General features: G+C 68.0%; 20 protein-coding genes. 8 read left to right on the top strand and 12 right to left on the bottom strand.

Annotated features, from left to right (window positions below):
* Positions 1 to 10 precede the first annotated feature (10 nt).
* Positions 11 to 613 carry a TetR/AcrR family transcriptional regulator gene (locus ACWZHB_RS30600; protein WP_427905203.1) on the top strand — a complete coding sequence of 201 codons (603 nt, stop codon included), beginning with the start codon at positions 11 to 13 and terminating at the stop codon, positions 611 to 613.
* Here ACWZHB_RS30600 and ACWZHB_RS30595 read toward each other — a convergent pair.
* The 7 genes from ACWZHB_RS30595 to ACWZHB_RS30565 all read right to left on the bottom strand — a co-directional run bounded on the left by ACWZHB_RS30595 (position 586) and on the right by ACWZHB_RS30565 (position 8,087).
* Positions 586 to 1,023 (bottom strand): NUDIX hydrolase, encoded by a 438-nt coding sequence (locus ACWZHB_RS30595; RefSeq protein WP_427905202.1) that lies wholly within the window; start codon positions 1,021 to 1,023, stop codon positions 586 to 588. The genes ACWZHB_RS30600 and ACWZHB_RS30595 overlap by 28 nt on opposite strands.
* 95 nt (positions 1,024 to 1,118) lie before the next feature.
* Entirely contained in the window at positions 1,119 to 2,318 is a 1,200-nt protein-coding gene (locus tag ACWZHB_RS30590; RefSeq protein ID WP_427905201.1) for a lipid-transfer protein, read from the bottom strand.
* Positions 2,315 to 2,737 (bottom strand): MaoC family dehydratase, encoded by a 423-nt coding sequence (locus ACWZHB_RS30585; protein WP_427905200.1) that lies wholly within the window; start codon positions 2,735 to 2,737, stop codon positions 2,315 to 2,317. The genes ACWZHB_RS30590 and ACWZHB_RS30585 overlap by 4 nt, the downstream gene beginning before the upstream one ends.
* Positions 2,738 to 2,757: 20 nt before the next feature.
* Positions 2,758 to 3,717 (bottom strand): bifunctional MaoC family dehydratase N-terminal/OB-fold nucleic acid binding domain-containing protein, encoded by a 960-nt coding sequence (locus ACWZHB_RS30580; protein ID WP_427905199.1) that lies wholly within the window; start codon positions 3,715 to 3,717, stop codon positions 2,758 to 2,760.
* A gap of 14 nt (positions 3,718 to 3,731) precedes the next feature.
* Positions 3,732 to 4,895, bottom strand: a complete 1,164-nt coding sequence (locus tag ACWZHB_RS30575) for an acyl-CoA dehydrogenase family protein (protein WP_427905198.1) — start codon at positions 4,893 to 4,895, stop codon at positions 3,732 to 3,734.
* Positions 4,880 to 5,959, bottom strand: a complete 1,080-nt coding sequence (locus ACWZHB_RS30570; protein WP_427905197.1) for an acyl-CoA dehydrogenase family protein — start codon at positions 5,957 to 5,959, stop codon at positions 4,880 to 4,882. The genes ACWZHB_RS30575 and ACWZHB_RS30570 overlap by 16 nt, the downstream gene beginning before the upstream one ends.
* 4 nt (positions 5,960 to 5,963) lie before the next feature.
* A complete protein-coding gene (locus ACWZHB_RS30565; protein ID WP_427905196.1) occupies positions 5,964 to 8,087 on the bottom strand; it encodes an acyl-CoA dehydrogenase in 2,124 nt (707 codons plus the stop codon).
* A 148-nt stretch (positions 8,088 to 8,235) separates the two neighbouring features.
* On the opposite strand from ACWZHB_RS30565, the gene kstR reads away from it, so the two are divergent.
* The 7 genes from kstR (at position 8,236) to ACWZHB_RS30530 (ending at position 16,514) form a co-directional block, all read left to right on the top strand.
* Entirely contained in the window at positions 8,236 to 8,853 is a 618-nt protein-coding gene (kstR, locus tag ACWZHB_RS30560; protein WP_379220016.1) for a cholesterol catabolism transcriptional regulator KstR, read from the top strand.
* A gap of 344 nt (positions 8,854 to 9,197) precedes the next feature.
* Entirely contained in the window at positions 9,198 to 11,768 is a 2,571-nt protein-coding gene (gene otsB / locus ACWZHB_RS30555) for a trehalose-phosphatase (RefSeq protein ID WP_427905195.1), read from the top strand.
* 134 nt (positions 11,769 to 11,902) lie between these two features.
* Positions 11,903 to 12,787: a metal ABC transporter solute-binding protein, Zn/Mn family gene (locus ACWZHB_RS30550; protein WP_427905194.1), complete on the top strand. Its 885-nt coding sequence runs from the start codon at positions 11,903 to 11,905 to the stop codon at positions 12,785 to 12,787.
* An 8-nt stretch (positions 12,788 to 12,795) separates the two neighbouring features.
* A complete protein-coding gene (locus ACWZHB_RS30545) occupies positions 12,796 to 13,644 on the top strand; it encodes a metal ABC transporter ATP-binding protein (protein WP_427905193.1) in 849 nt (282 codons plus the stop codon).
* On the top strand, positions 13,644 to 14,510 hold the full coding sequence (locus tag ACWZHB_RS30540; RefSeq protein ID WP_427905192.1) for a metal ABC transporter permease: 867 nt from the start codon (positions 13,644 to 13,646) through the stop codon (positions 14,508 to 14,510). Before ACWZHB_RS30545 ends, ACWZHB_RS30540 begins: the two co-directional genes overlap by 1 nt.
* 22 nt (positions 14,511 to 14,532) lie before the next feature.
* Complete coding sequence (locus tag ACWZHB_RS30535) at positions 14,533 to 15,708, top strand: acyl-CoA dehydrogenase family protein (RefSeq protein ID WP_427905191.1); 1,176 nt, start codon at positions 14,533 to 14,535, stop codon at positions 15,706 to 15,708.
* Positions 15,709 to 15,722: 14 nt separating this feature from the next.
* A complete protein-coding gene (locus ACWZHB_RS30530) occupies positions 15,723 to 16,514 on the top strand; it encodes an enoyl-CoA hydratase/isomerase family protein (protein ID WP_427905190.1) in 792 nt (263 codons plus the stop codon).
* Between the two features lie 2 nt (positions 16,515 to 16,516).
* Here ACWZHB_RS30530 and ACWZHB_RS30525 read toward each other — a convergent pair whose 3' ends face one another.
* The 5 genes from ACWZHB_RS30525 to ispD all read right to left on the bottom strand — a co-directional run bounded on the left by ACWZHB_RS30525 (position 16,517) and on the right by ispD (position 21,303).
* Positions 16,517 to 16,795, bottom strand: coding sequence for a DUF4190 domain-containing protein (locus ACWZHB_RS30525; RefSeq protein ID WP_427905189.1), 279 nt, complete (start codon positions 16,793 to 16,795; stop codon positions 16,517 to 16,519).
* Positions 16,796 to 17,513: 718 nt separating this feature from the next.
* Positions 17,514 to 18,503 carry a 23S rRNA (guanosine(2251)-2'-O)-methyltransferase RlmB gene (rlmB, locus tag ACWZHB_RS30520; RefSeq protein WP_427905188.1) on the bottom strand — a complete coding sequence of 330 codons (990 nt, stop codon included), beginning with the start codon at positions 18,501 to 18,503 and terminating at the stop codon, positions 17,514 to 17,516.
* A 91-nt stretch (positions 18,504 to 18,594) separates the two neighbouring features.
* Entirely contained in the window at positions 18,595 to 19,980 is a 1,386-nt protein-coding gene (cysS, locus tag ACWZHB_RS30515) for a cysteine--tRNA ligase (protein ID WP_427905187.1), read from the bottom strand.
* A 133-nt stretch (positions 19,981 to 20,113) separates the two neighbouring features.
* Positions 20,114 to 20,581, bottom strand: a complete 468-nt coding sequence (ispF, locus tag ACWZHB_RS30510) for a 2-C-methyl-D-erythritol 2,4-cyclodiphosphate synthase (RefSeq protein ID WP_427905186.1) — start codon at positions 20,579 to 20,581, stop codon at positions 20,114 to 20,116.
* Positions 20,578 to 21,303, bottom strand: coding sequence for a 2-C-methyl-D-erythritol 4-phosphate cytidylyltransferase (gene ispD, locus ACWZHB_RS30505; RefSeq protein WP_427905185.1), 726 nt, complete (start codon positions 21,301 to 21,303; stop codon positions 20,578 to 20,580). Before ispD ends, ispF begins: the two co-directional genes overlap by 4 nt.
* Positions 21,304 to 21,305 lie beyond the last annotated feature (2 nt).

Raw genomic sequence — 21,305 nt, 5'->3', positions numbered from 1 at the left:
AGAGGTGACGATGTCCACAGACCGGCGAGCGCAGATCGTGACGGGCGCAGTCGACCTCATCGCGACCCGCGGGATCCGCGCGCTCACGCACCGCGCGCTGGACGCCCAGCTGGCATTGCCACCGGGTTCGACCTCGTATTACTTCCGTACGCGGCAAGCTTTGATCGAGGCGGTGGCGGACGGGATCACCGCTCGATCGCGCGCGGATTTCATTGCCGCGCAAGATGAACCGGACAGCCGACCGCCAGACCCTGTGCAGGTCGCTCACGATATCGCCGGTTGGCTCGAGCACCTGCTCACCCATCGCCGCAACGAGCTGATCGCCCGGCACGCGCTGATCATCGAGGTCCTGTCCGACCCGGAGCCACACGCCCGCCTGGCAGGCAGCCTGTTCTCCCTCGACCGCGCCACCGAACTATTCGACGCCCTCGGCGCCGCCGATCCCCGCGAGTCGGCGCACGACTTGCTCGCGCTGCTGGAAGGACTCGTCTTCGATCGGTTCGCCGGGCTACGGGCCGGATCGGCGGGCGATGCCGACCAGCTCGCCAGACCGTTGGCCGAGTTCCTGACGAGCGGGCGTAACTATCAACCCGGCCAACCCAATTCGGAATAGGGTGCGGATGAATTCAGGGCAGCCAATCCCAGGGCGGTGTATTCGATCAGGTCGGCGGGCAACGCGGTCAGCGGAAACCACTGCAGTGCATAGCATTTGTCGGGTTCACGATTGAAAGGTTCACCGCGCCAGTCCTCGACGCGGAAGAACAGACCGAGCCGGGAGTCACGACCCGGGGCGGTTACATGAGCGACGTGGAACAGACGCAAGGCGGCCGGATCGATGTCGACCCCGACCTCCTCCGCGGCTTCGCGAACCGCGGCCCCCGCCACCGACTCCCCGCCTTCGAGCTTCCCCGACGGCAGGTGCCAACGGTGATCGAACTCGTCACCGCTGCGACGCAGGCTCAGCAGGACCTGGTCACCGCGGATCAGCAAGATGTGCACGTCGACCAGATGGCGGGGAGTCACCCGGTAAAGCGTACGAGAGGCGCGCCGAGCGGTTCGACTCCTCAACCCGGCAAGCGCCGCACTACTCGCGAACGTGCTGCCCTACAAGCGAGAGGTTACGACGTCAGGACTAGTCCGGAGGTGGGGACGCCGGTGCCTGCGGTGACCAGGATGCGTTCCAGGGCGTCGACCTGGTTGACCGAGGTGCCGCGGATCTGGCGGACCGCTTCGGCGATGCCGTTCATGCCGTGGATGTAGGCCTCGCCCAGCTGGCCGCCGTGGGTGTTGAGCGGGAGACGGCCGCCGAGCTCGATGGCGCCGTCGGCGATGAACTCCTTCGCCTCGCCGCGAGCGCAGAAGCCGAGCTCCTCGAGCTGCATCAGGACGAACGGGGTGAAGTGGTCGTAGAGGATGGCGGCCTGCATGTCGGCGGCGGTCAGGCCGCTCTGCGCCCAGAGCTGGTCGCCGACCAGACCCATTTCCGGCAGGCCCGTCATGGCATCGCGGTAGTAGCTGGTCATCACATACTGGTCGGCGCCGCTGCCCTGGGCCGCGGCCGCGATGATCGCCGGACGCTGCGGGAGATCGCGGGCGCGCTCGGCGCTCGTGACCACGATGGCGACGCCGCCGTCGGACTCCTGGCAGCAGTCGAGCAGATGTAGCGGTTCGGCGATCCAGCGCGAATCCTGGTGCTGTTCCAGGGTGATCGGCTTGCCGTAGAAGAAGGCGTTGGGGTTCACCGCGGCGTGCTTGCGATCGGCCACCGCCACCGCGCCGAAATCGGCACTGGTCGCGCCGGTGACGTGCATGTAGCGGCGGGCCACCATCGCGACCTGCGCGGCGGGCGTGCCGAGACCCTGCGGGTAGGCCCAGCCCGCGTCGATCCCCGAGGAGGTGGGGGCGGCGGCCAGCGCCGGCGAGAACTGACCGAATCGGGCACCGGAACGTTCGTTGAACGCGCGGTAGGCGACCACGACATCGGCCACCCCGGTGGCCACGGCCATCGCGGCCTGCTGCACCGTCGCGCAGGCAGCACCACCGCCATAACCGATGTGGCTGAAGAACTTCAGGCTCGGAATGCCGACCGCCCTTGCCACCGCGGCCTGGGTGTTGGTGTCCATGGTGAAGGTGGTGAGGCCGTCGACATCGGCGGGCGTGAGACCCGCGTCGGCCAGCGCCGCGCTGACAGCCTCTGCCGCCAAACGCAATTCGCTGCGCCCGGAGTCCTTGGAGAAGTCGGTGGCACCGATGCCGACGATGGCGGCGCGACCGGAAAGGCCGGTGCGGTCAGCGGATTCGGCTGAGGTGGTGCTCATTTCGGCTCCAGATCGGGAAGGACGACGACGGCCGTGGCGGTGATGTGTTCGCCGAGACTGTCCATGCCGTGCACGTCGATGGTGACCTGGTCACCGTCGATCTCGGTGACGGTGCCCGACAGAGTCAGGGTGTCACCGGAATACAGCGGGACGCCGAGGCGAAGGGCGATCCGCTTGACCAGCGCGCGTGGACCCGCCCAGTCGGTGACGAAGCGCTGCACCAGACCCGTGTCGGTGAGGATGTTGACGAAGATGTCGCTCGACCCGCGCTCGACAGCCTTGTCGCGGTCGTGGTGCACGTCCTGGAAGTCCCTGGTGGCCAGGGCCGTGCTGATCACGAACGTGGGGTCGGCGTGGATCACCAACGGCGGCAAGGTGGTTCCCACCGCGAGGGTGGCGAGTTCGACGGTGGGAGTCATCGGTGCGTCCTTTGTGGTCATCACACGGCCTGCCAGTACGGCAGCACGGTGCCGTCGGGGAGCTTTTCGAAGGCGACGCGGACAGGCTGGTCGACAGCGACATCGGCGGAGTCGATGCCACGCAGTTCACCGAGCATGCGCACACCCTCGTCGAGTTCGACCAGGGCGACCACGAAGGGCAGATCGCGACCGGGCACCTTGGGCGCGTGGTGCACGACGAAGCTGAACACCGTGCCGGTGCCCGCGGCGACCACGTAGTCGGAGGTCTCCGATTTGTCCTGCCACAGCGCGGGAACGGGCGGGTGGCGCAGCGTGCCGTCGGGCAGACGCTGAATGCGCAGTTCACCGACTTCGGTTCCCGCCCAGAAGAACTCGGTATCGCGGGAGATGACGGGGCTGACGCGACCGGCGGGCGCGACACTGGGCGATGCCGAAGCCTGCTCATCCGTCGCAGCGGCGGTAGCCGGCGCGAATTTCAGGATGCGGAACAGCATTTCGGTGACGACCTCGTCGCCGACCGACCAGGTGGTGGTGAAGGTCAGGAACCAGCCGTCGCCGAGTCCGGTGCGCTTGGGGCCCTTGAACTCCGACAGCCTGCTGGAAACCGTCACCTCCTCCCCTGGCACCAGGTAGCGGTGGTAGGTCTGCTCACAGTTGGTCCCGACAACGGAGGTGTAACCGGCGTCGTCGAGCAACTGGGTCGCCAGGCCGAGTGGGTCGTCGGCGGTGCGCACTCCGCGCAGACCGTTCATCGTCCACACCTGCGCCATGGCGGGCGGAGCGACGATGCCGGGATGGCCTGCCGCCCTCGCGGCTTCGGCGTCGACGTAGATCGGGTTGGTGTCACCCAGCGCCTCGACCCAGTTGTGGATCATCGGCTGGTTCACCGGGTCACGACCGACACGCGGCGCGGACTGGCCCGCCGCCGACAATTTCGCCAGTGCTTCCGGAATATCTTCGGGGGTGATGCTGTCCGGCACGCGCCGCTCCTTGTTCATCGGGGGACGCGCGGCAGATCGAGGCCCGCGGTGGCGACCAGTTCGCGCATGATCTCGTTGACGCCGCCGCCGAAGGTGACGACGAGGTTCTGCTTGGTGCGCCGATCCAGCCAGCCGAGCAACTCGGCGGTGCCGGGCTCGGCCGCGTCGCCGTAGCGGCCGATGATCTCCTCGACCACGCGGCCCGCTTCCTGCAGCGACTCGGTGGAGAAGATCTTGGTGGCCGAGGCATCGGCGATCACCGCGTTCTGCGCGGCGGCGGTGTCGGCGGCGGCAACCTGCCAGTTCAGCAACTCGTTGAGCCGCACCATGGTTCGCACCCGGCCGAGCGCGCGACGAACTTCCGGCTCGCCGAGCAGGCCGTGCTCCGCCGACCAGTCGCGCAGCCGGTCGTAGAGCTGTTCGATCTTGCCCGAAGGGCCGAGGCTGACACGCTCGTGGTTGAGCTGGGTGGTGATCAACCGCCAGCCGCGGTTCTCCTCGCCGACGAGCATGTCCGCGGGCACCCGCACATCGTCGAAGTACGTGGCGTTGGTGTGGTGGGCGCCGTCGCAGGTGATGATCGGGGTCCAGGAGTAGCCGGGATCCTTGGTGTCCACGATCAGGATCGTGATGCCACGGTGGCGGGACTCGACCGTGCCAGTGCGGCAGGCCGTCCAGACGTAGTCGGCCTCGTGGGCGCCGGTGGTGAAGATCTTCTGCCCGTTGACAACCCAGTCACCGTCGCTGTCGCGTACCGCGGTGGTACGCAGCGCGGCGAGGTCGGTGCCCGCCGACGGCTCGGAGTAGCCGATGGCGAAATGGATGTCGCCGGAGAGGATGCCGGGCAGGAACTTCTTCTTCTGCGCGTCGGTGCCGTACTTCTGCAAGGTCGGCCCCACGGTGAGCAGGGTGACCAGCGGCAGCGGAACATCCGCGCGGACCGCCTCGTTGAAGAAGATCTGCTGTTCCATCGGGCCGAAACCCTGGCCGCCGAATTCCTTGGGCCAGCCGACACCGAGCCAGCCGTCGCGGCCCATCCGGCGCACCACCTCGCGGTAGGTGTCGCCGTGCCGGTCCACCGCCATCGCCGCGGCTTCGGCCGGGCTGATGAGATCGGCGAAATAGGAACGCAATTCTTCGCGCAACCGCCGCTGTTCGGCGGTCAGATCGATGAACATCTTGCCCCCAGAAGGTCGAGCCGCAGCCCCGCACCGCCGAGTAGCCGGGCGAGGTCTTTGGCCTGCGAGTAGTAGCGGTGCATCGGGTGGGTGATATCCACACCGAGTCCACCGTGCAAGTGATGACATTTCTGCATGGCGCGCGGGACTTCGGCGGCGGCCCAGTAGGCGAGCACCTCGAGATCCTCGTCGACCCGGTGCTGGTGCTCGGGCGACGAATCGGTCTGCGCCAGCGCCCAGCACGCCGACTCCGCGGCCACGTGCAGGGTGCGCGAGACGACGTACAGATCGGCGATCTGCTGAGCCACGGCCTGGAATTCGGCCAGCGGCCTGCCGAACTGTTCTCTGGTACGCACGTGCTCGGCGGTGAGCGTGATCGCGCCCTTGAGCAGACCGTCGGCGACCGCGCCGATGCTCGCCAGGGCGTGGCGGTGCAGCACGGGCAGCGCGTCGGGCAGCAGCTGGTCGGCCGGGATCTCGACGTCGTCGAGGACCAGCGTCGCCTCCGGGATGCCCGCCGAACCGGCCACCGGAATGATCTCCAGCCCCGGCGCGACCGAATCCACCAGTGCCACACCGGCATCGGTGGGTACCAGAATCCACCGCGCCTCCGACGCGTAGATCACGCCGGTCTTGCGGCCGGTGATCCGCACCGTGTCGCCGTCGCGCACCGCCTTGGTGGTCGGCGCGGTGGTGAACGGCGCGCCCTGCTCGTTGAGCGCGGCGGTGAGCACGGTGCCCTTGCCGACCTCGGCGAGTACGCGCTCGGCCACCTCGTCGGACAGCACGCCCAGCAGTGGCAACACACCGAACCCGAAGGTCGGTAGTGCGGGCACCGCGGCGGCATCGGTGGCCAGCTCCATGAGCATGGCCGACACCTCGAGCAGTCCCATTCCGTCGCCACCGAATCGCTCCGGTACCGGTACCGCCAGCAGACCGGAGTCGACCAGGCTCGGCCACAGGGCCATGTCCCTGGCCGGCTCACGTTCGAGCAGGCTTACCACCACCTCGGCTACGGCGTCGGCGCTTTCGTCGCGGGTGAAATCCACGGCGTCCTCCCTCATCGAGCTAACTGTCCGCATCGCGCGGCAGGCCGAGAATCCGTTCGGCGGCCACGGTCAACAGGATCTGCTCGGTACCGCCCGCAATCGAGAGACACCGGGTAAGCAGGAATTCTTTCAGAGCATCGCTGTCCAGAGAGCCTTCTTGGCCGACAAGTTCCAGCGCGTATTCCGCCAGCTCCTGCCGATGCCGGACCCCGACCAGTTTACGGACGCCGGCTTGGGCGCCCGCGTCGACGCCTGCCATCGTCGCCACCGCGATTCGCTGTTCCAGCAATGATCCAGCAACCGAAGAAGTGATCAGCGCGCCGAAACGGTCCTCACGCAGTTCTGTTCCCCATCCACCGACCGGGAAACGGTCGAGCAGGGCCTCGAGCGCGCCACCGATGCCGCCGCCGCCCATCGCGACCCGCTCGGCCGACAACGTGGTGCGCGCGATCTTCCAGCCGTTGTTCAGCGCGCCGACCAGGCAATCGTCGGCCACGAACACGTCATCGAGGAAGACCTCGCTGAACTTCTCCTCGCCGGTGATCTGCACGAGCGGGCGCACCTGCACGCCCGCGGCGCGCATATCGACGAGGAAGTAGCTGATCCCGCGATGCTTGGCCGCCGACGGATCGGTGCGGGCCAGGCAGATACCCCAGTTCGCGGTTGACCCGAGCGAGGTCCACACCTTCTGGCCACGCAGCACCCAGCCGCCGTCGACCTTCTCGGCGGTGGTGCGCAGCGCGGCGAGATCGGAGCCGGCGCCGGGCTCGCTGAACAACTGGCACCAGATGACCTCACCGTGCAGGGTCGGCCAGACGAAGCGTTCGATCTGCTCCTCGGTGCCGAAACGCAGCAGCGTCGGCACGGCCCAGCCCGCGACGGCGAGGTCGGGGGTCGCCAGCTCGGCGCGGCGCAGTTGTTCGGCGATCTGCAGGCAGGTCATCGGGTCGGCGGCGCGGCCGTAGGGGCGCGGCCAGTGCGGCATCACCATGCCCGCCTCCACCAGCGCACGTGCCTGGTCAGCGGGTTCGAGGGCGGCGATTCCGGCGATCTCGTCGGCCAGTGCGGTATCGACGGCAGCGTCACCGAGCACCCGTTCGGCGCCGGTGGTGCGACGCTGACCGTCCCTGGTGAGCTCGGCGACCCTGGCCCGCCAGCGCGCCGAACCGCCGAGGAGCTGGCGCAGCGAGCTCGCCCGGCGCAGGTAGAAGTGCGCGTCGTGTTCCCAGGTGAAGCCGATGCCGCCGAGGACCTGGATGGCATCCTTGGCATTGTCGACCGCCGCGTCGAGCGCCACCGATGCGGCGACGGCGGCGGCGATGGGCAGCTCGTCGCCGCCCTCGTCGATCGCGGCGGCCGCGTCGGCGGCGACCGCCCGGATGAGTTCGGTGCGGCACAGCATCCAGGCGCACAGGTGCTTGATCGCCTGGAAGCTGCCGATCGGTTTGCCGAATTGCTCACGGACACGGGCGTATTCGACGGCCGTGCGCAGCGTCCAGCCGGCCACACCGGCCAGTTCGGCGACGGCGAGCGCCACGAAGAGATCGGTGACATCGGCCGCTGGCGCGAAGCCGTGCTCAGCGGGGACAGCCACGTCGGTGGCGTTCACCCGCGCCAGCGGCACGGTGTGATCACCGTGCGCCAACGGCGTGATCTCCACTGCCGCAGCGGGAATCAGCAGCCAGCGGACCCCCTCGATGGTGTTCGCCGGCACCAGGACCTGCGTCTGCGCATCGGCGCCGTAGACGAAATCCCAAGTGCCGGTGACACTCCAGCCCGCATCGGTGGCGACAGCCTTGGCCGCCTGCTCGTCGCCGGGCATCGCGAGCGCACACGGCGCGCCCTCGCCGAGCGCGCCCTCGGCGATCAGCCCGGCCAGCGCGGTGGCCAGTACCGGACCACCGACCAGGTCGTCGCCGGTTTGCTCGAGCATCACGGCGAGGTCGGTGACCGTACCGCCGAGCCCGCCATTGTCCTCGGGCAGCGCGACCTCGAACAGCCCGAACTCGCTCAGCCCGGTCCAGTACTCGCGCCAAGCGGCCGAGCCGCCGGCGCGCATTGTTTCAATCGGCGCGACCGTGCTCGCCCAGCCTCGCAGCGATGCCGCGACGGCTTTGTGCTCGTCAGTGGTGGCGATGGTCACAAGAAGATCCGCCCTTCCGGCGTGGTTCCCACTCCTAGAACATGTTCTAATATCTGAGCCGGGTATAAGTCAAGACACCTACACTCGCAGTAGGCTCCGGGCTTCGGCTCGGCCGATGAATTGCCACTGACGCGAAAGGGTTTCCACGATGGACAGTCCCGCACCAACGCCCACCGTGACGACGCTGTCCGAGGACGAGCTCAGCTCCAGCGCGCAACGCGACCGGCGCAAGCGCATCCTCGACGCCACCCTCGCGCTGGCCTCCAAGGGCGGCTACGACGCCGTGCAGATGCGGGCGGTCGCCGAGCGCGCCGATGTGGCAGTCGGCACCCTGTATCGCTATTTCCCGTCCAAGGTGCACCTGCTCGTTTCGGCGCTGGCCAGGGAATTCGAGATGTTCGAGGGCAAGCGCAAGCCACTACCCGACGGCGACGGTCCGTCCGAGCGCATGCACGTGCTGCTCACCCAGATCACCCGGATGATGCAGCGCGACCCCCTGCTCACCGAGGCGATGACGCGCGCGTTCATGTTCGCCGACGCCTCGGCCGCCGCGGAGGTGGATCGAGTCGGCAAGGTGATGGACCGGGTCTTCGCCCGCGCGATGAGCGACGGCGAGCCCGACGATCGCCAGCTCGCCATCGCCCGCGTCATCTCCGATGTGTGGCTGTCGAACCTGGTGGCGTGGCTCACCCGGCGCGCCTCGGCGACCGATGTCACGGAACGACTCGAGCTCACCGTCGACCTGTTGCTGGGCGATCGCGGATAACGTAGCAACCCGGCAAATCTCACCACCGCAACATCACAAATCGCCCATCGCGGTAGACACCCGTCGGCTGTGCGTCTTCCAGTAGGAAGATGCATAGCCGACGTCGCATATGCGAAACAGTGCATCTACCGGCCCCGCGCGCCTCGCCGACCCGCGCATCCTCCCGGTGAGCTCGACGGATCCGGGGTGCGGTGGTGGACCAACGGTCCGTAATTTGCCGTAAAGTCGCGAGCAAACGACCGGGGGTCGTGCGCACAACCCGCCGCGCCGCTCGCGCGGCAAAATTGACGCAGTATTGTTTTTCGCGCCCCCTGATCAACTCCTCCCATCACTAGGTTGGATGCGTGAGCGCACAGGAACTGCCCTTGGATGTCCGCCGTGCACTGGCGTCGGTTGCGCGCGTGCCGCGGCTACTGGTTGCCTCGGACTACGACGGGACTATCGCCCCGATCGTGTCCGACCCGGCGAAAGCCTTTCCCCAGCGGGAATCGGTGAGCGCGTTACGCGCGCTGGCGGGGCTGGCGAACACTACGGCCGCGGTGATTTCCGGTCGGGCACTACGCGATCTGGCCGCGCTCTCGCGCCTGCCGGTCGAGGTGCAACTGATCGGCAGCCACGGCTCCGAGTTCGACGTCGGCTTCGTGCACGCGATCGACAACGACGCCAAACAGCTACTGACAGAGATCAATTCCGCGTTCTCGAAGATCGCCGCCGAGAACCCGGGCGTGACCGTCGAGATGAAGCCGGCCAGCGCCGCACTGCACGTGCGCAATGCCAGCCCCGAGATCGGCAGGCGCGCACTGACTTCCGCGCGTCAAGGCCCGGCGTGCTGGGTGGGCGTGCAGGTGACCGAAGGCAAGGCGGTGATCGAGCTCGCGGTGATCCCGACCGACAAGGGCACCGCGCTCGACACCATCCGTCATCAGGAAAGCGCTTCTGCCGCAGTATTCTTCGGCGACGACGTGACCGACGAGAAGGCGTTCCGGGTGCTCTCCGGACCCGACGTCGGCATCAAGGTCGGCGAGGGCGAGAGCATCGCCAAGCTGCACGTGGACTCCACCGAGGACGTGGCGCGCGCGCTGGCGTTCCTGGTCGAGGAGCGGCGCACCTGGCTGGCCGGGGCGAGCGCGCCACGGATCGAGCGGTTGAGCATGCTGGCCAGCCCGCGCTCGGTCGCGCTGCTCACCCCTGACGCGACCGTCACCTGGTTCTGCCATCCCGAGCCCGATTCGGCGGCGGTGTTCGCGCACCTGCTCGGCGGCGCGGCGGCCGGGCATTTCACGGTGGCACCGGAGCGACCGAGCCTGCCGCTGTCGCAGCGCTATGTCGACGGCACGATGACGGTCGAAACACGGTGGGCCAGTTTGCAAGTGGCCGACTACCTGCCCCACGACGTGGCGCCCAACCGGACCGACCTGACCAGGGTGATCTCCGGCGCGGCGAAAGCCGTTGTCACCTTCGCGCCGCAGCCGGAGTTCGGGCAGGTGCCGGTGCGGATGGAAGCCGTGCGCAACGGAATCGTCGTCAGCGGCACCAACGATCCGATGGTGCTGCGCTCCCCCGGTGTCGAATGGGAGATCCTGTCCGACGGAACCAATCAGCAGGCGCGCGCGGTGGTCGATCCGTCGACCGCGCCCGTGATCCTCGAATTGCGGTGCGGTACGGCTGATCTCGCGCCGTCGATGACACCGGAACCGCAGCGCCGCCAGCTCGCCGAGCAGTACTGGGCGCAGTGGGCGGCCGGGTTGCTGTTGCCGCCGCTCAAGCCGGATCTGATGAAGCGTTCCGCGCTGACGCTGCGCGGGCTGGTGCACCGGCCGTCGGGGTCGATCCTGGCCGCGGCGACCACCTCGCTGCCCGAGGACATCGGCGGCGTGCGCAACTGGGACTACCGCTACTGCTGGCTGCGTGACGCGTCGCTCACCGCGCAGGCGCTGGTGACCCTCGGCTCACTGACCGAGGCCGAGGAGTTCCTCGGCTGGGTGCACAAGGTGCTCGACACCCTGCCGGGGCCCGAGCGGCTGCACCCCCTGTACACGATCTACGGCGAGACGCTGCCGCCCGAAGCCGTGATCGACGTGCTGCCCGGTTATGCCGGGTCGCGGCCGGTGCGGGTGGGCAACGCGGCCAATATGCAGGTCCAGCTCGACGTGTTCGGGCCGATCGTCGACCTGATCACCTCGATGGCGCACGAGCGCGAGCGTCAGGGCATCATCTCGCCCGCCAAGGCCCTGCCGGATGCCGACTGGGAATTGGTGCACGCGATGGTGTCGGCGGTGCAGCGTCGCTGGACCGAGCCCGATCACGGCATCTGGGAGATCCGCGGCAATCCGCGCCACCACGTGTACTCGAAGGTGATGGGCTGGCTCACCATCGACCGCGCCCTGACCCTGGCGCAACGTTTCGATCGCGCCGCCGATCCCGACTGGGTGATCCTGCGCGACACGATCGCCGACGAGGTGAAGGCGAAGGGCTGGAACGACGAGGTCCAGTCCTACACCGCCGCCTACGACGGCACCGATCTGGACGCGGCCACCCTGCACATCGGCCTCAGCGGCCTGATCGACCCCGCCGACCCGCGCTTCGCCGCGACGGTGGTGGCCACCGAGGCCGAACTGCGCAGTGGTGCGACGGTGTACCGCTACCACCACGACGACGGCCTGCCCGGCGGCGAAGGTGGCTTCCACCTGTGTGCCGCCTGGCTGGTCGAGGCGTACCTGCTGATCGGCAGGCGCTCGGATGCCGAGGCCCTGTTCGCTCAGCTCGTCGCGGCGGCCGGGCCCACCGGTCTGCTCAGCGAGGAATACGACCCGGTCGCGGAGCGTTCTCTGGGTAATCATCCCCAGGCTTACAGCCACCTCGGTTTGCTGCGTTGTGCCCAACTACTGAGCCAGCCGGTCAACGCGATGGTGTGACAACGCTCGACAAAGCCGGGTTCGATTTTCGAGCCCGGCTTTTCGATGCGGTTCGTCCTGGGTATTCGATGCTGCTAATCTAAAACGGTAACGATTTCCATTACGATCTAGAGCTTGCTTGCCAGGAGTGCCGCGTGAACCCTCGATTCGCCCGCTTGTTTGCCGGTATCACGGCAGGAGTGACGGCCGCGGTCGTCCTCAGCGCCTGCGGCACCAGCGACACCGATTCCGATACCCCGCAGATCGTCGCCTCCACCAACGTGTGGGGGTCCATCGCGACCGCCGTCGCCGGGCCGGACGCGCAGGTCAGCTCGATCATCAGCGATCCCGCCGCCGACCCGCACTCGTTCGAGACCTCGGCCACCGACACCGCCAAGATCAGCGACGCGGATCTGGTGGTGTTCAACGGTGGGCACTACGACGAGTTCATCGAGAAGGCCATCGCGGGCAAGGACAAGCGGACTGTCGAGGCTTTCGAGCAGCGCGCGGACAAGAGCGACGAGAACGAGCACGTCTGGTACGACGTGACCACCGTCGCGGCCGTCGCTGACCAGATCGCCGCCGAGCTCGGCCAGGTCGACGCCGCGCACGCGAGCGCCTACACCGAGCGCGCGGTCGCCTTCAAGAATCAGCTGATCGGCGTCAGCACCATCACCGGCACCATCGCCACCCAGACGCCGAACGCGCCGGTCGCCCAGTCCGAGCCGCTCGCGCACTACCTGCTCGTCGCCGCGACCGCGCAGGACAAGACCCCGCACGAATTCCAGGAAGCGATCGAGCAGGAGACCGACCCTGCCCCGGCCGCCGTCGCCGCCACCCGCGACCTGATCACCGGCAAGCAGGTGAAGGCGCTGATCTACAACACCCAGACCGAGGACAAGATCACCCAGGACCTGCGGGCCGCCGCGCAGTCGGCCGGCATCGCCGTGGTCGAGGTCACCGAAACGCTGCCCGCCGGTGTGGATTACATCCAGTGGCAGACCGCCAACGCCAAGGCACTCGCCGCGGCCCTGCGCTGAGGACGTCCATGACCGAGGCAACCGCACTGTCGGAAACCACCGCCGCGCCGAAGGCTGATGCCGTCGACGCGGCGATCCGCCTGCGCGGGGCCACCATGTCTTTCGGTGACCGCACCCTCTGGAGTGGCCTCGACCTCGACGTGCGGCCGGGCGAATTCATCGCCGTCCTCGGGCCCAACGGCTCGGGCAAGACCTCCCTGCTGCGCGCTCTGCTCGGCACCCTCGACCTGAACTCGGGTAGCGCGGAGATCGCCGGGCGGCGGGCCGGGGTCGGCAATCCGGGCATCGGCTACATCCCGCAGCAGAAGACCATCGACGCCGGTGTGCAACTGCGCGGGGTCGATCTGGTCGGGCTCGGCGTGGACGGACATCGGTGGGGGCTCGGGTGGCGTGGTCGGCGCAGCCGGGCCGAGAAGGTCGAGCGGGCCATCGCCGCGGTGGGTGCCGGGTCGTTCGCGCACGCGTCGCTGGAGACGATGTCCGGCGGTGAGCAGCAGCGGTTGCGGGTCGCGCAGGCCCTGGTCGGCGATCCGTCGGTACTGCTGTGTGACGAACCGCTGCTCAGCCTGGACATGGCGAATCAGCGGCTGGTCGCCGAGCTGGTCGACAAGCGTCGACGCGAGCACGACACGGCGGTGCTGTTCGTGACCCACGAGATCAATCCGATTCTGCCGCTGGTGGATCGGGTGCTGTATCTCGTCGACGGTGGCTTCCGGATCGGGACGCCCGATGAGGTGATGACCTCGGAAACGCTGTCGGAGTTGTACGGCACCGAGGTCGAGGTGCTGCGGGTTCGCGGGCGGCTGGTGGTCGTCGGCACCGGTGACGACATGGACGCGCTGGGCGGTACCGCCTGATGGACAAGCTCACCAAGGTGTTCCAGCAGATGTTCGACTTCGGTACCACCGCGAACCTGCTCAGTTATGACTTCGTGCAGCAGGCGCTGTTGGCGAGTGCGCTGCTTGGTTTGCTGGCCGGGTTGATCGGGCCGCTGATCGTCGCCAGGCAGATGTCGTTCGCGGTGCACGGGACAAGTGAGCTGTCGCTGACCGGAGCGTCGGCGGCGCTACTCGTCGGGGTCGGGGTCGGATTCGGGGCGATCGCCGGTTCGGTGGTCGCGGCCGTGCTGTTCGGCTGGCTGGGTTCTCGTGCGCGCGAACGCGATTCGGTGATCGCGGTGGTGTTGTCGTTCGGGCTCGGGTTGTCGGTGTTGTTCCTGTGGCTCGCGCCGGAGCGGGCCGGGTCGAAGTTCTCACTGCTCACCGGGCAGGTCGCCGGGGTCGGTTACGACGGGCTCGCGCTGCTGGTCACCTGTACCGCTGCCGTGCTGGCCGTGCTGGCGGTGGTGTATCGGCCGCTGCTGTTCGCCAGTTCCGATCCCGAGGTCGCGATCGCGCGCGGGGTGCCGGTGCGGGCATTGTCGGTGGTGTTCGCGGTGCTGCTCGGGATCACCGCCGCGTTCGGCGTGCAGATCGTCGGCGCGCTGCTGGTGCTCGCGTTGCTGATCACGCCTGCCGCGGCGGCCGCGCAGGTGACCTCGAGTCCGATGCGGGCGACCGTGCTGTCGGTGATCTTCGCCGAGGTCGCCGCGGTGGGTGGGCTGCTGCTGTCGCTGGCGCCCGGCGTGCCGGTGTCGACCTTCGTCACCACGATCTCGTTCAGCATCTACCTGGTCTGCCGGGTCGTCGGCCATCGCAATCGGCAACTCGCCCACGCGCGCTGAACCGATAGAACACAATCGGTTCATGATCGATTTCTCTGTGCCGGACGATCTCGCTGCCCTTCGTGACCGTGTCCGGAACTTCGTCGTCGAGCAGATCGTGCCGTTCGAGCGTGATCCCCGGCTCACCGCGCACGGCCCGACCGACGATTTGCGGGGCGAGCTCGTGGAGCTGGCCCGCGCCGAGAAGCTACTGACCGTGCAGGCGCCGGTGGAATACGGCGGGCTCGGCCTCAGCCATGTCGAGCAGGCGCTGGTGTACGAGGCGGCGGGGTGGTCGACGCTCGGGCCCGTCGCGATGAACTGCGCCGCGCCCGACGAGGGGAACATGTTCCTGCTCAACAAGGTCGCCGATCCGGAGCAGATCGACCAGTACCTGATGCCGGTGATCCGGGGCGAGCAGCGCTCGGTCTTCGCGATGACCGAACCCGGTGGGGCCGGTTCGGATCCCGGACAGCTCAGCACCGAGGCGGTGTTCGACGGCGAGAACTTCGTGATCAACGGTCTCAAATGGCTGATCACCGGCGCCGACGGCGCCAAGACCTGGATCATCATAGCCCTGCTCGCCGAGAACCCCCATCTACCGGCGGGACCGACCCTGTTTCTCACCGAGGGTGACGCGCCGGGCATCGTGATCGAACGGATCATGAACACGATGGACCGCAACTACGTCGGCGGGCACGCGGTGGTGCGGTTCGAGAATCTCACGCTGCCGCCGACGGCCGTACTCGGCCGCACCGGACAAGCCCTGCGGTACGCGCAATTGCGGCTCGCGCCCGCGCGGCTCACGCACTGCATGCGCTGGCTCGGCGCGGCGGCCCGCGCGCAGTCCATCGCCCTGGACTACGCGCGCACCCGCACCGCCTTCGGCAAGCCGATCGGCGAACACGAGGGCGTGTCGTTCATGCTCGCCGACAACGAGGTGGCGCTGCACCAGTGCAGGCTGACGATCTGGCACGCCTGCTGGCTGATGGATCAGGGGCAGCAGGCCAGGCACGAGTCGTCGATGGCGAAGTCGTATGTGTCCGAGGAACTGTTCAAGGTCACCGATCGGTGCGTGCAGGTGCTCGGCGGAATCGGGATCAGCGACGAGACGGTCGTGGAGATGTTGTTCCGGGATATGCGCGCGTTCCGTCTTTACGACGGGCCGACAGAAGTGCACAAGTACGCGATCGGCAGACACTTGCTGGCCGGTCGCTAGTACGATTCGATCCCATGAGTTCGGAATTGCTCGTCGATGTCGAAGGTGGCGTCGCCGTGCTGACGTTGCACCGACCTGCCAAGCAGAACGCCGTCACCCCGACCATGGCGGCCGAGCTGAGCGCGGCACTACGCCGCTGCGATACCGAGGACGCGATTCGCGCCGTCGTCATCACCGGCACCCCACCGGCCTTCTGCGCGGGCGCGGACCTGGCCGCGCGCGGTGGCGACGTGAGCGCGACCCTCGATCCGCCGCCCTGGCAGGTCCGTAAGCCCGTCATCGCCGCGGTGAACGGGCACGCCGTCGGTATCGGGCTGGCGCTGGCGCTGCAGTGTGACCTGCGGTATTTCGCTCGCGACGCGGTCTACGGGCTGAACCAGGTGCGTCGCGGGGTGCTCGCCGACGGGTTCGCGCACTGGACGGTGCCGCGATTGGCCGGGCTCGCCAACGCCGCCGACATCATGCTCACCGGACGCACCTTCGACGGTGACGAAGCCAAATCACTCGGGCTTGCCAATGCCGCGCTGCCCGCCGACGAGGTGCTGATGACCGCGATGGCGGTGGCCGACGACATCGCCACCGGGACCGCTCCCCTGCCGGTCGCGCTGACCAAGCGGCTGATCTGGGAGAGCCTCGGCATGACGCCCGCCGTGGTCGGGCAGCTCGAATCCGAGCTCAACGCACAGGTAGCCAAGAGCGTCGACGGTGGCGAGGCCATGGTGGCGTTCAAAGAACGTCGCCCGCCGAACTGGACCGGCAGCGTCAGCGGCGAGTGGCCGGCCTGGGACCGCCCGAGCCTGGACTGAACTCAGAAGTTCCCGTTGCAGGAACCGGCCAGATACAGCAGCGCGAACAACAGCATGCAGATGGTGCCGAAGATGCCGGCGATGTACCCGATCATCACCTGTGAGCGGCCGCTGAGCGCACCGTAGGACGCATCGATGTCGTTGAGCGCGCGCTTGCCGAGCACCCACGCGACCGGCCCGAAGATCCCACAGCAGAACGGGCTGAGCAGCCCGAGCACAAGGATCAGGTTGGCCTGCGGGTGCTCGACCGTCTCACCGATCGGCTGATTCGGAATCGCCACCCGACGAATCCTACTGTGCCGGAGCGCCGCTGACCCGAACTACGCATCCACCCGCCTGCCCCAATCCACCACTTCCCCCGAAGCCCGCACCACTACCGCCCTCCCAACCACATCGCGCACCCCCGCCTGTCCCCGTCTTCCACAACCCTCCCCAACCCACCCACCACACTCCCGACCACACCGCGCACCCCAACCCGTCCCCGTCCTGCACAACCCTCCCACCAAACTCCAACCCCACCGCGCACACAGCCAGTCCCCGTCTTCCACCCCACCAAACCCACCCACCGCACTCCAAACCACACAGTGCACCCCAGCCCGTCCCCGTCTTCCACAACCCACAAAACCCAACCACCGCACTCCCGACCCTTAGGGAGGGACGGCCACGAAGTGGCCGGTCGCGGCCGGGTCGCCGGTTAGGCGCCGGTGCGTAGGCGACGAAGGAGCAAGCACCGGTGCCTAACCGGCGGCCCCTCGGGGCCGCGACTCGAGCGCGCCAGCGCTCCAATAAACACAGCCAGCGCCTCTAGGACTACTCAAACCCCGAAGCTCTGCCATACCCAACCCAACCAGGCGCTACCAAACCCCGAAGCCTTACCTCACCACCCAACCAGGCGCTACCAAACCCCGAAGCCTTACCTCACCACCCAACCAGGCACTCCCAAACCCCGAAGCCTCACCTCACCACCCAACCAGGCACTACCAAACCCAGACCACCAACTCACCCCAACCGACGCTGCCGAGCAATATCAGCCAAAACAACCCCAGCCGCAACCGACGCATTCAACGACTCAACCGGCCCCGCCATCGGGATACTCAAAATCGAGTCGCAATTCTCACGAACAAGCCGCGACAACCCCTTACCCTCCGAACCCACAACCACAACCGTAGGCACACTGCCATCGAATTCATCCAGAGTCGTGTCACCGTCGGCATCGAGACCAACGATCTGAATACCGTTCGAAGCCCAATCCTTCAGTGTGCGAGTCAGATTGGTCGCCCGCGCGACGGGCAGCCGGGCAGCCGCACCAGCACTGGTGCGCCAGGCCACCGCGGTGACGCTCGCGCTACGTCGCTGCGGGATCACCACGCCCTGACCGCCGAACGCGGACACCGAGCGGATGACGGCGCCGAGGTTGCGCGGGTCGGTGATGTTGTCCAGCGCGACCAGCAGGGCGGGCTCGGCGGTGGACTTCACCCGGTCCATCAGGTCGTCGGGGTGGGCGTAGCGGTACGGCGGCACCTGCAGGGCGACGCCCTGGTGCATTCCGTTGGCACTCAGCCGATCCAGATCGGTGCGCGGCACCTCGAGGATGGAGATGCCCATGTCGGCCGCGCGCTGCACGCTCTCCGAGAGGCGGTCGTCGTTCTCGGTGCCGACCGCCACGTACAGGGCGGTCGCGGGCACGTCGGCGCGCAGACACTCGAGCACGGGGTTGCGGCCGAGCACCAACTCGGGACCCTCGTCGGACTTGCGGCCTGCGCGCGGCACACCGGACTTGCCGGTCGGACGGCCCTGTGCCGCATTGGCTTTGGCCTTCTCGGCCGCTCTGGCCCGCTTGGCGGCGGGATGCTTGGTGCGCGCGACGGCGGGCGGCGTCGCGCCCCGGCCCTCGAGACCACGGCGATGCTTACCACCGGAACCGGCGACGGCACCCTTCTTGGTGCCGCCCTTACGTACTGCTCCGCGTCGCTGTGAATTGCCTGCCATCAGTTCGCCTTTCCGCTCATGCCTACGCCGCGCTGGCGCTCGGCTGCGGCATGCGCGCCGCGCGCTGACACATCGATCTCGCTACGCTCGCTCATGCGCCCAACGACCACTCCGGCCCCTGCGGGGTATCGGTTACCTCGATACCCGCGGCGATGAGCCGATCTCGTGCGGCATCGGCTTCTGCCCAGTTCTTGTCTGCCCGCGCGTTCGCCCGGCGATCGAGCTCCGTGCGGACGAGCACGTCGAGCGCGGCGATCGCCGCCGAATTGTCGGCGGGGGTGTACCACTGTTCGTCGAGCGGGTCGACGCCGAGAATTCCCAGCATCGCCCGCACCTGACCGGCCAGCTCGACCGCGGTCTCCACCGCGCCCGATTCCAGCGCTCGATTGCCCTCGTGCACCACGTGGTGGATTTCGGCGAGCGCCTTCGGGATCGCCAGATCGTCGTCGATCGCGGCGGCGAATCCGTCGGTCCATTTACCGATCGGCACCTCGCCCGCCCGATCGAGCACACGCCCCACGAAGGCTTCTATGCGTTGATACGAGGCGACCGCGTCGTCGAGTGCCTTGTCGGAGTATTCGAGCATCGAGCGGTAATGCGCGCTGCCCAAGTAGAAACGCAATTCTACCGGGCGCACCCGGGTGAGTACATTCGGGACCGAGAGGACGTTGCCGAGCGACTTCGACATTTTCTCCCCGCCCATCGTCACCCAGCCGTTGTGCAGCCAGTAACGCGCGAAACCGTCGCCTGCCGCTTTGGACTGGGCGATCTCGTTCTCGTGGTGCGGGAAAATCAAATCCATTCCACCGCAATGGATATCGAATTCCGCGCCGAGATAGAACTCGGCCATCGCGGAGCATTCCAGATGCCAGCCGGGGCGACCGGGCCCCCACGGGGACGGCCAGCTCGGCTCGCCCGGCTTGGCGGCTTTCCACAGCGTGAAGTCGCGAGAATCACGTTTGCCGCGGGTCGGGGTCTCGCCCTGGTGCACGTCGTCGAGGCGGTGGCCGGAGAGCTCGCCGTAATTCGGCCAGCTCAGCACGTCGAAATACACATCGCCGTCGGCGGCATAGGCGTGGCCGCGCTCGATCAGGCGCCGCATGAGGTCGACCATCTGGGTGACGTGACCGGTGGCACGCGGTCCGGCCGAGGGCGGCAGGACGCCGAGGGTTTCGTAGGCGGCGTCGAACGCGCGCTCATGGGTCGCGGCCCATTCCCACCACGGCCTGCCCGCTTCGGCGGCCTTGTTCAGGATCTTGTCGTCGATATCGGTGACATTGCGGATGAACCGCACGTCGTAGTCGTGCGCGAGCAACCAGCGGCGCAGCACGTCGAAGGCGACGCCGCTACGCACGTGACCGATATGGGGTTGCCCCTGCACGGTGGCCCCACACAGATACACCGAGGCACGGCCGGGGACCAGCGGAGTGAATTCCCGCATGGTCCGCGTGTCGGTGTCAAAAAGGCGCAAGGTCACGGCATTCGATCCTAGTCGGTGGGATTGCGGTGGGGTTGACCGGCCGGTTCGTAACTCGGGGTGTTTCTGCGGCAGTGTCAGGAATCGGCGAAACGGCGCTGCGGCGCGAGCTGGATTCAGGGGCCCGTGCGGGCTACGAACACGACGCGATAAGACAGGTGGCGATCGCCGCGACGCCCTCACCACGGCCGGTCAGACCGAGCCCGTCGGTGGTCGTGCCGGACACCGAGATCGGGGCATCGAGCAGTTCGCCGAGCACATTCTGCGCTTCGGCGCGGCGGGGGCCGATCTTCGGGCGATTGCCGATGACCTGCACCGCGGCGTTCACGACTGCGAAGCCCTCGTCGGCGAGCAGCCTGCGGACCTCGGTGAGCATGGCGGCGCCGGTGACACCGGCCCATTCGGGGCGGCCGACACCGAAGACAGCACCCACGTCGCCGAGGCCTGCGGCGGAGAGCAGGGCGTCGCAGAGGGCGTGGGCGGCGACGTCACCGTCGGAGTGGCCCGCGCAGCCGTCGGCATCGGGGAACAGCAAGCCGGCCATCCAGCAGGGGCGTCCCGGCTCGATGGGGTGCACATCGCTGCCGATACCGACTCTCATCGTGCGACCGCCTCGGGGGCGTGATCAGCGGAGTCGGCACGCAGCGCTTCGGCCAGGCGGAGGTCGAGCGGGGTGGTGATCTTGAAGGCGAGGGGGTCGCCCGCGACGGTCTGCACGGCGACGCCGAGGCGTTCGACCAGACCGGCGTCATCGGTGGCGCCGACCTCGGTGGCGTACGCGCGGCGCAGGAGATCCGCGTCGAAGCCCTGGGGAGTTTGGATGGCGCGCAGGTGGGCGCGATCGGGGGTGCCGGTGACGATGCCCGCGGCGTCGACCGATTTCACGGTGTCGACGACGGGCAACGCGGGGACGACAGCCTGGCTGCCCGCCCGGAGCTCGGCGGCGACCCGCGCGATCAGCTCCGGTGGTGTGAGCGCGCGAGCGGCATCGTGCACGAGGTAGAACGCGGCGTCGGGCGCGGCCGCGATACCCGCGCGCACCGAATCGGTGCGCTCGGCGCCGCCCACGACCACCTGCACCGGCACAGGGGGCATCGAACCGCCGGTCAGCGAGGTGGTCATGGACAGCAGAGAAGTCGCGGCCTCGACCAGTTCGGCGGGCACGACCACGACAACCCGGTGCACCGCACCGGACGCGATCAAGCCGTCGACGGCCAACCGGACCATAGGTGTGCCGCCGACCGAGACGAACGCCTTCGGGGTGGGTTCACCCAGGCGCACACCTCGACCGGCGGCAGGGACCAGTGCTACGACAGGTCGCACTT

The organism is Nocardia sp. FBN12, assembly GCF_054031145.1.
This window is presented reverse-complemented; position numbering and strand designations above follow the sequence as displayed.

Excerpts from the sequence above, each read along its gene's own strand:
- ACWZHB_RS30600 (WP_427905203.1), top strand. The coding sequence starts at position 11 with ATGTCCACAGACCGGCGAGCGCAGATCGTGACGGGCGCAGTCGACCTC.
- ACWZHB_RS30590 (WP_427905201.1), bottom strand. The coding sequence starts at position 2,318 with ATGAGCACCACCTCAGCCGAATCCGCTGACCGCACCGGCCTTTCCGGT.
- ACWZHB_RS30585 (WP_427905200.1), bottom strand. The coding sequence starts at position 2,737 with ATGACTCCCACCGTCGAACTCGCCACCCTCGCGGTGGGAACCACCTTG.
- ACWZHB_RS30575 (WP_427905198.1), bottom strand. The coding sequence starts at position 4,895 with ATGTTCATCGATCTGACCGCCGAACAGCGGCGGTTGCGCGAAGAATTG.
- ACWZHB_RS30570 (WP_427905197.1), bottom strand. The coding sequence starts at position 5,959 with ATGAGGGAGGACGCCGTGGATTTCACCCGCGACGAAAGCGCCGACGCC.
- kstR (WP_379220016.1), top strand. The coding sequence starts at position 8,236 with ATGGACAGTCCCGCACCAACGCCCACCGTGACGACGCTGTCCGAGGAC.
- ACWZHB_RS30545 (WP_427905193.1), top strand. The coding sequence starts at position 12,796 with ATGACCGAGGCAACCGCACTGTCGGAAACCACCGCCGCGCCGAAGGCT.
- ACWZHB_RS30540 (WP_427905192.1), top strand. The coding sequence starts at position 13,644 with ATGGACAAGCTCACCAAGGTGTTCCAGCAGATGTTCGACTTCGGTACC.
- ACWZHB_RS30535 (WP_427905191.1), top strand. The coding sequence starts at position 14,533 with ATGATCGATTTCTCTGTGCCGGACGATCTCGCTGCCCTTCGTGACCGT.
- ACWZHB_RS30530 (WP_427905190.1), top strand. The coding sequence starts at position 15,723 with ATGAGTTCGGAATTGCTCGTCGATGTCGAAGGTGGCGTCGCCGTGCTG.
- rlmB (WP_427905188.1), bottom strand. The coding sequence starts at position 18,503 with ATGGCAGGCAATTCACAGCGACGCGGAGCAGTACGTAAGGGCGGCACC.
- ispF (WP_427905186.1), bottom strand. The coding sequence starts at position 20,581 with ATGAGAGTCGGTATCGGCAGCGATGTGCACCCCATCGAGCCGGGACGC.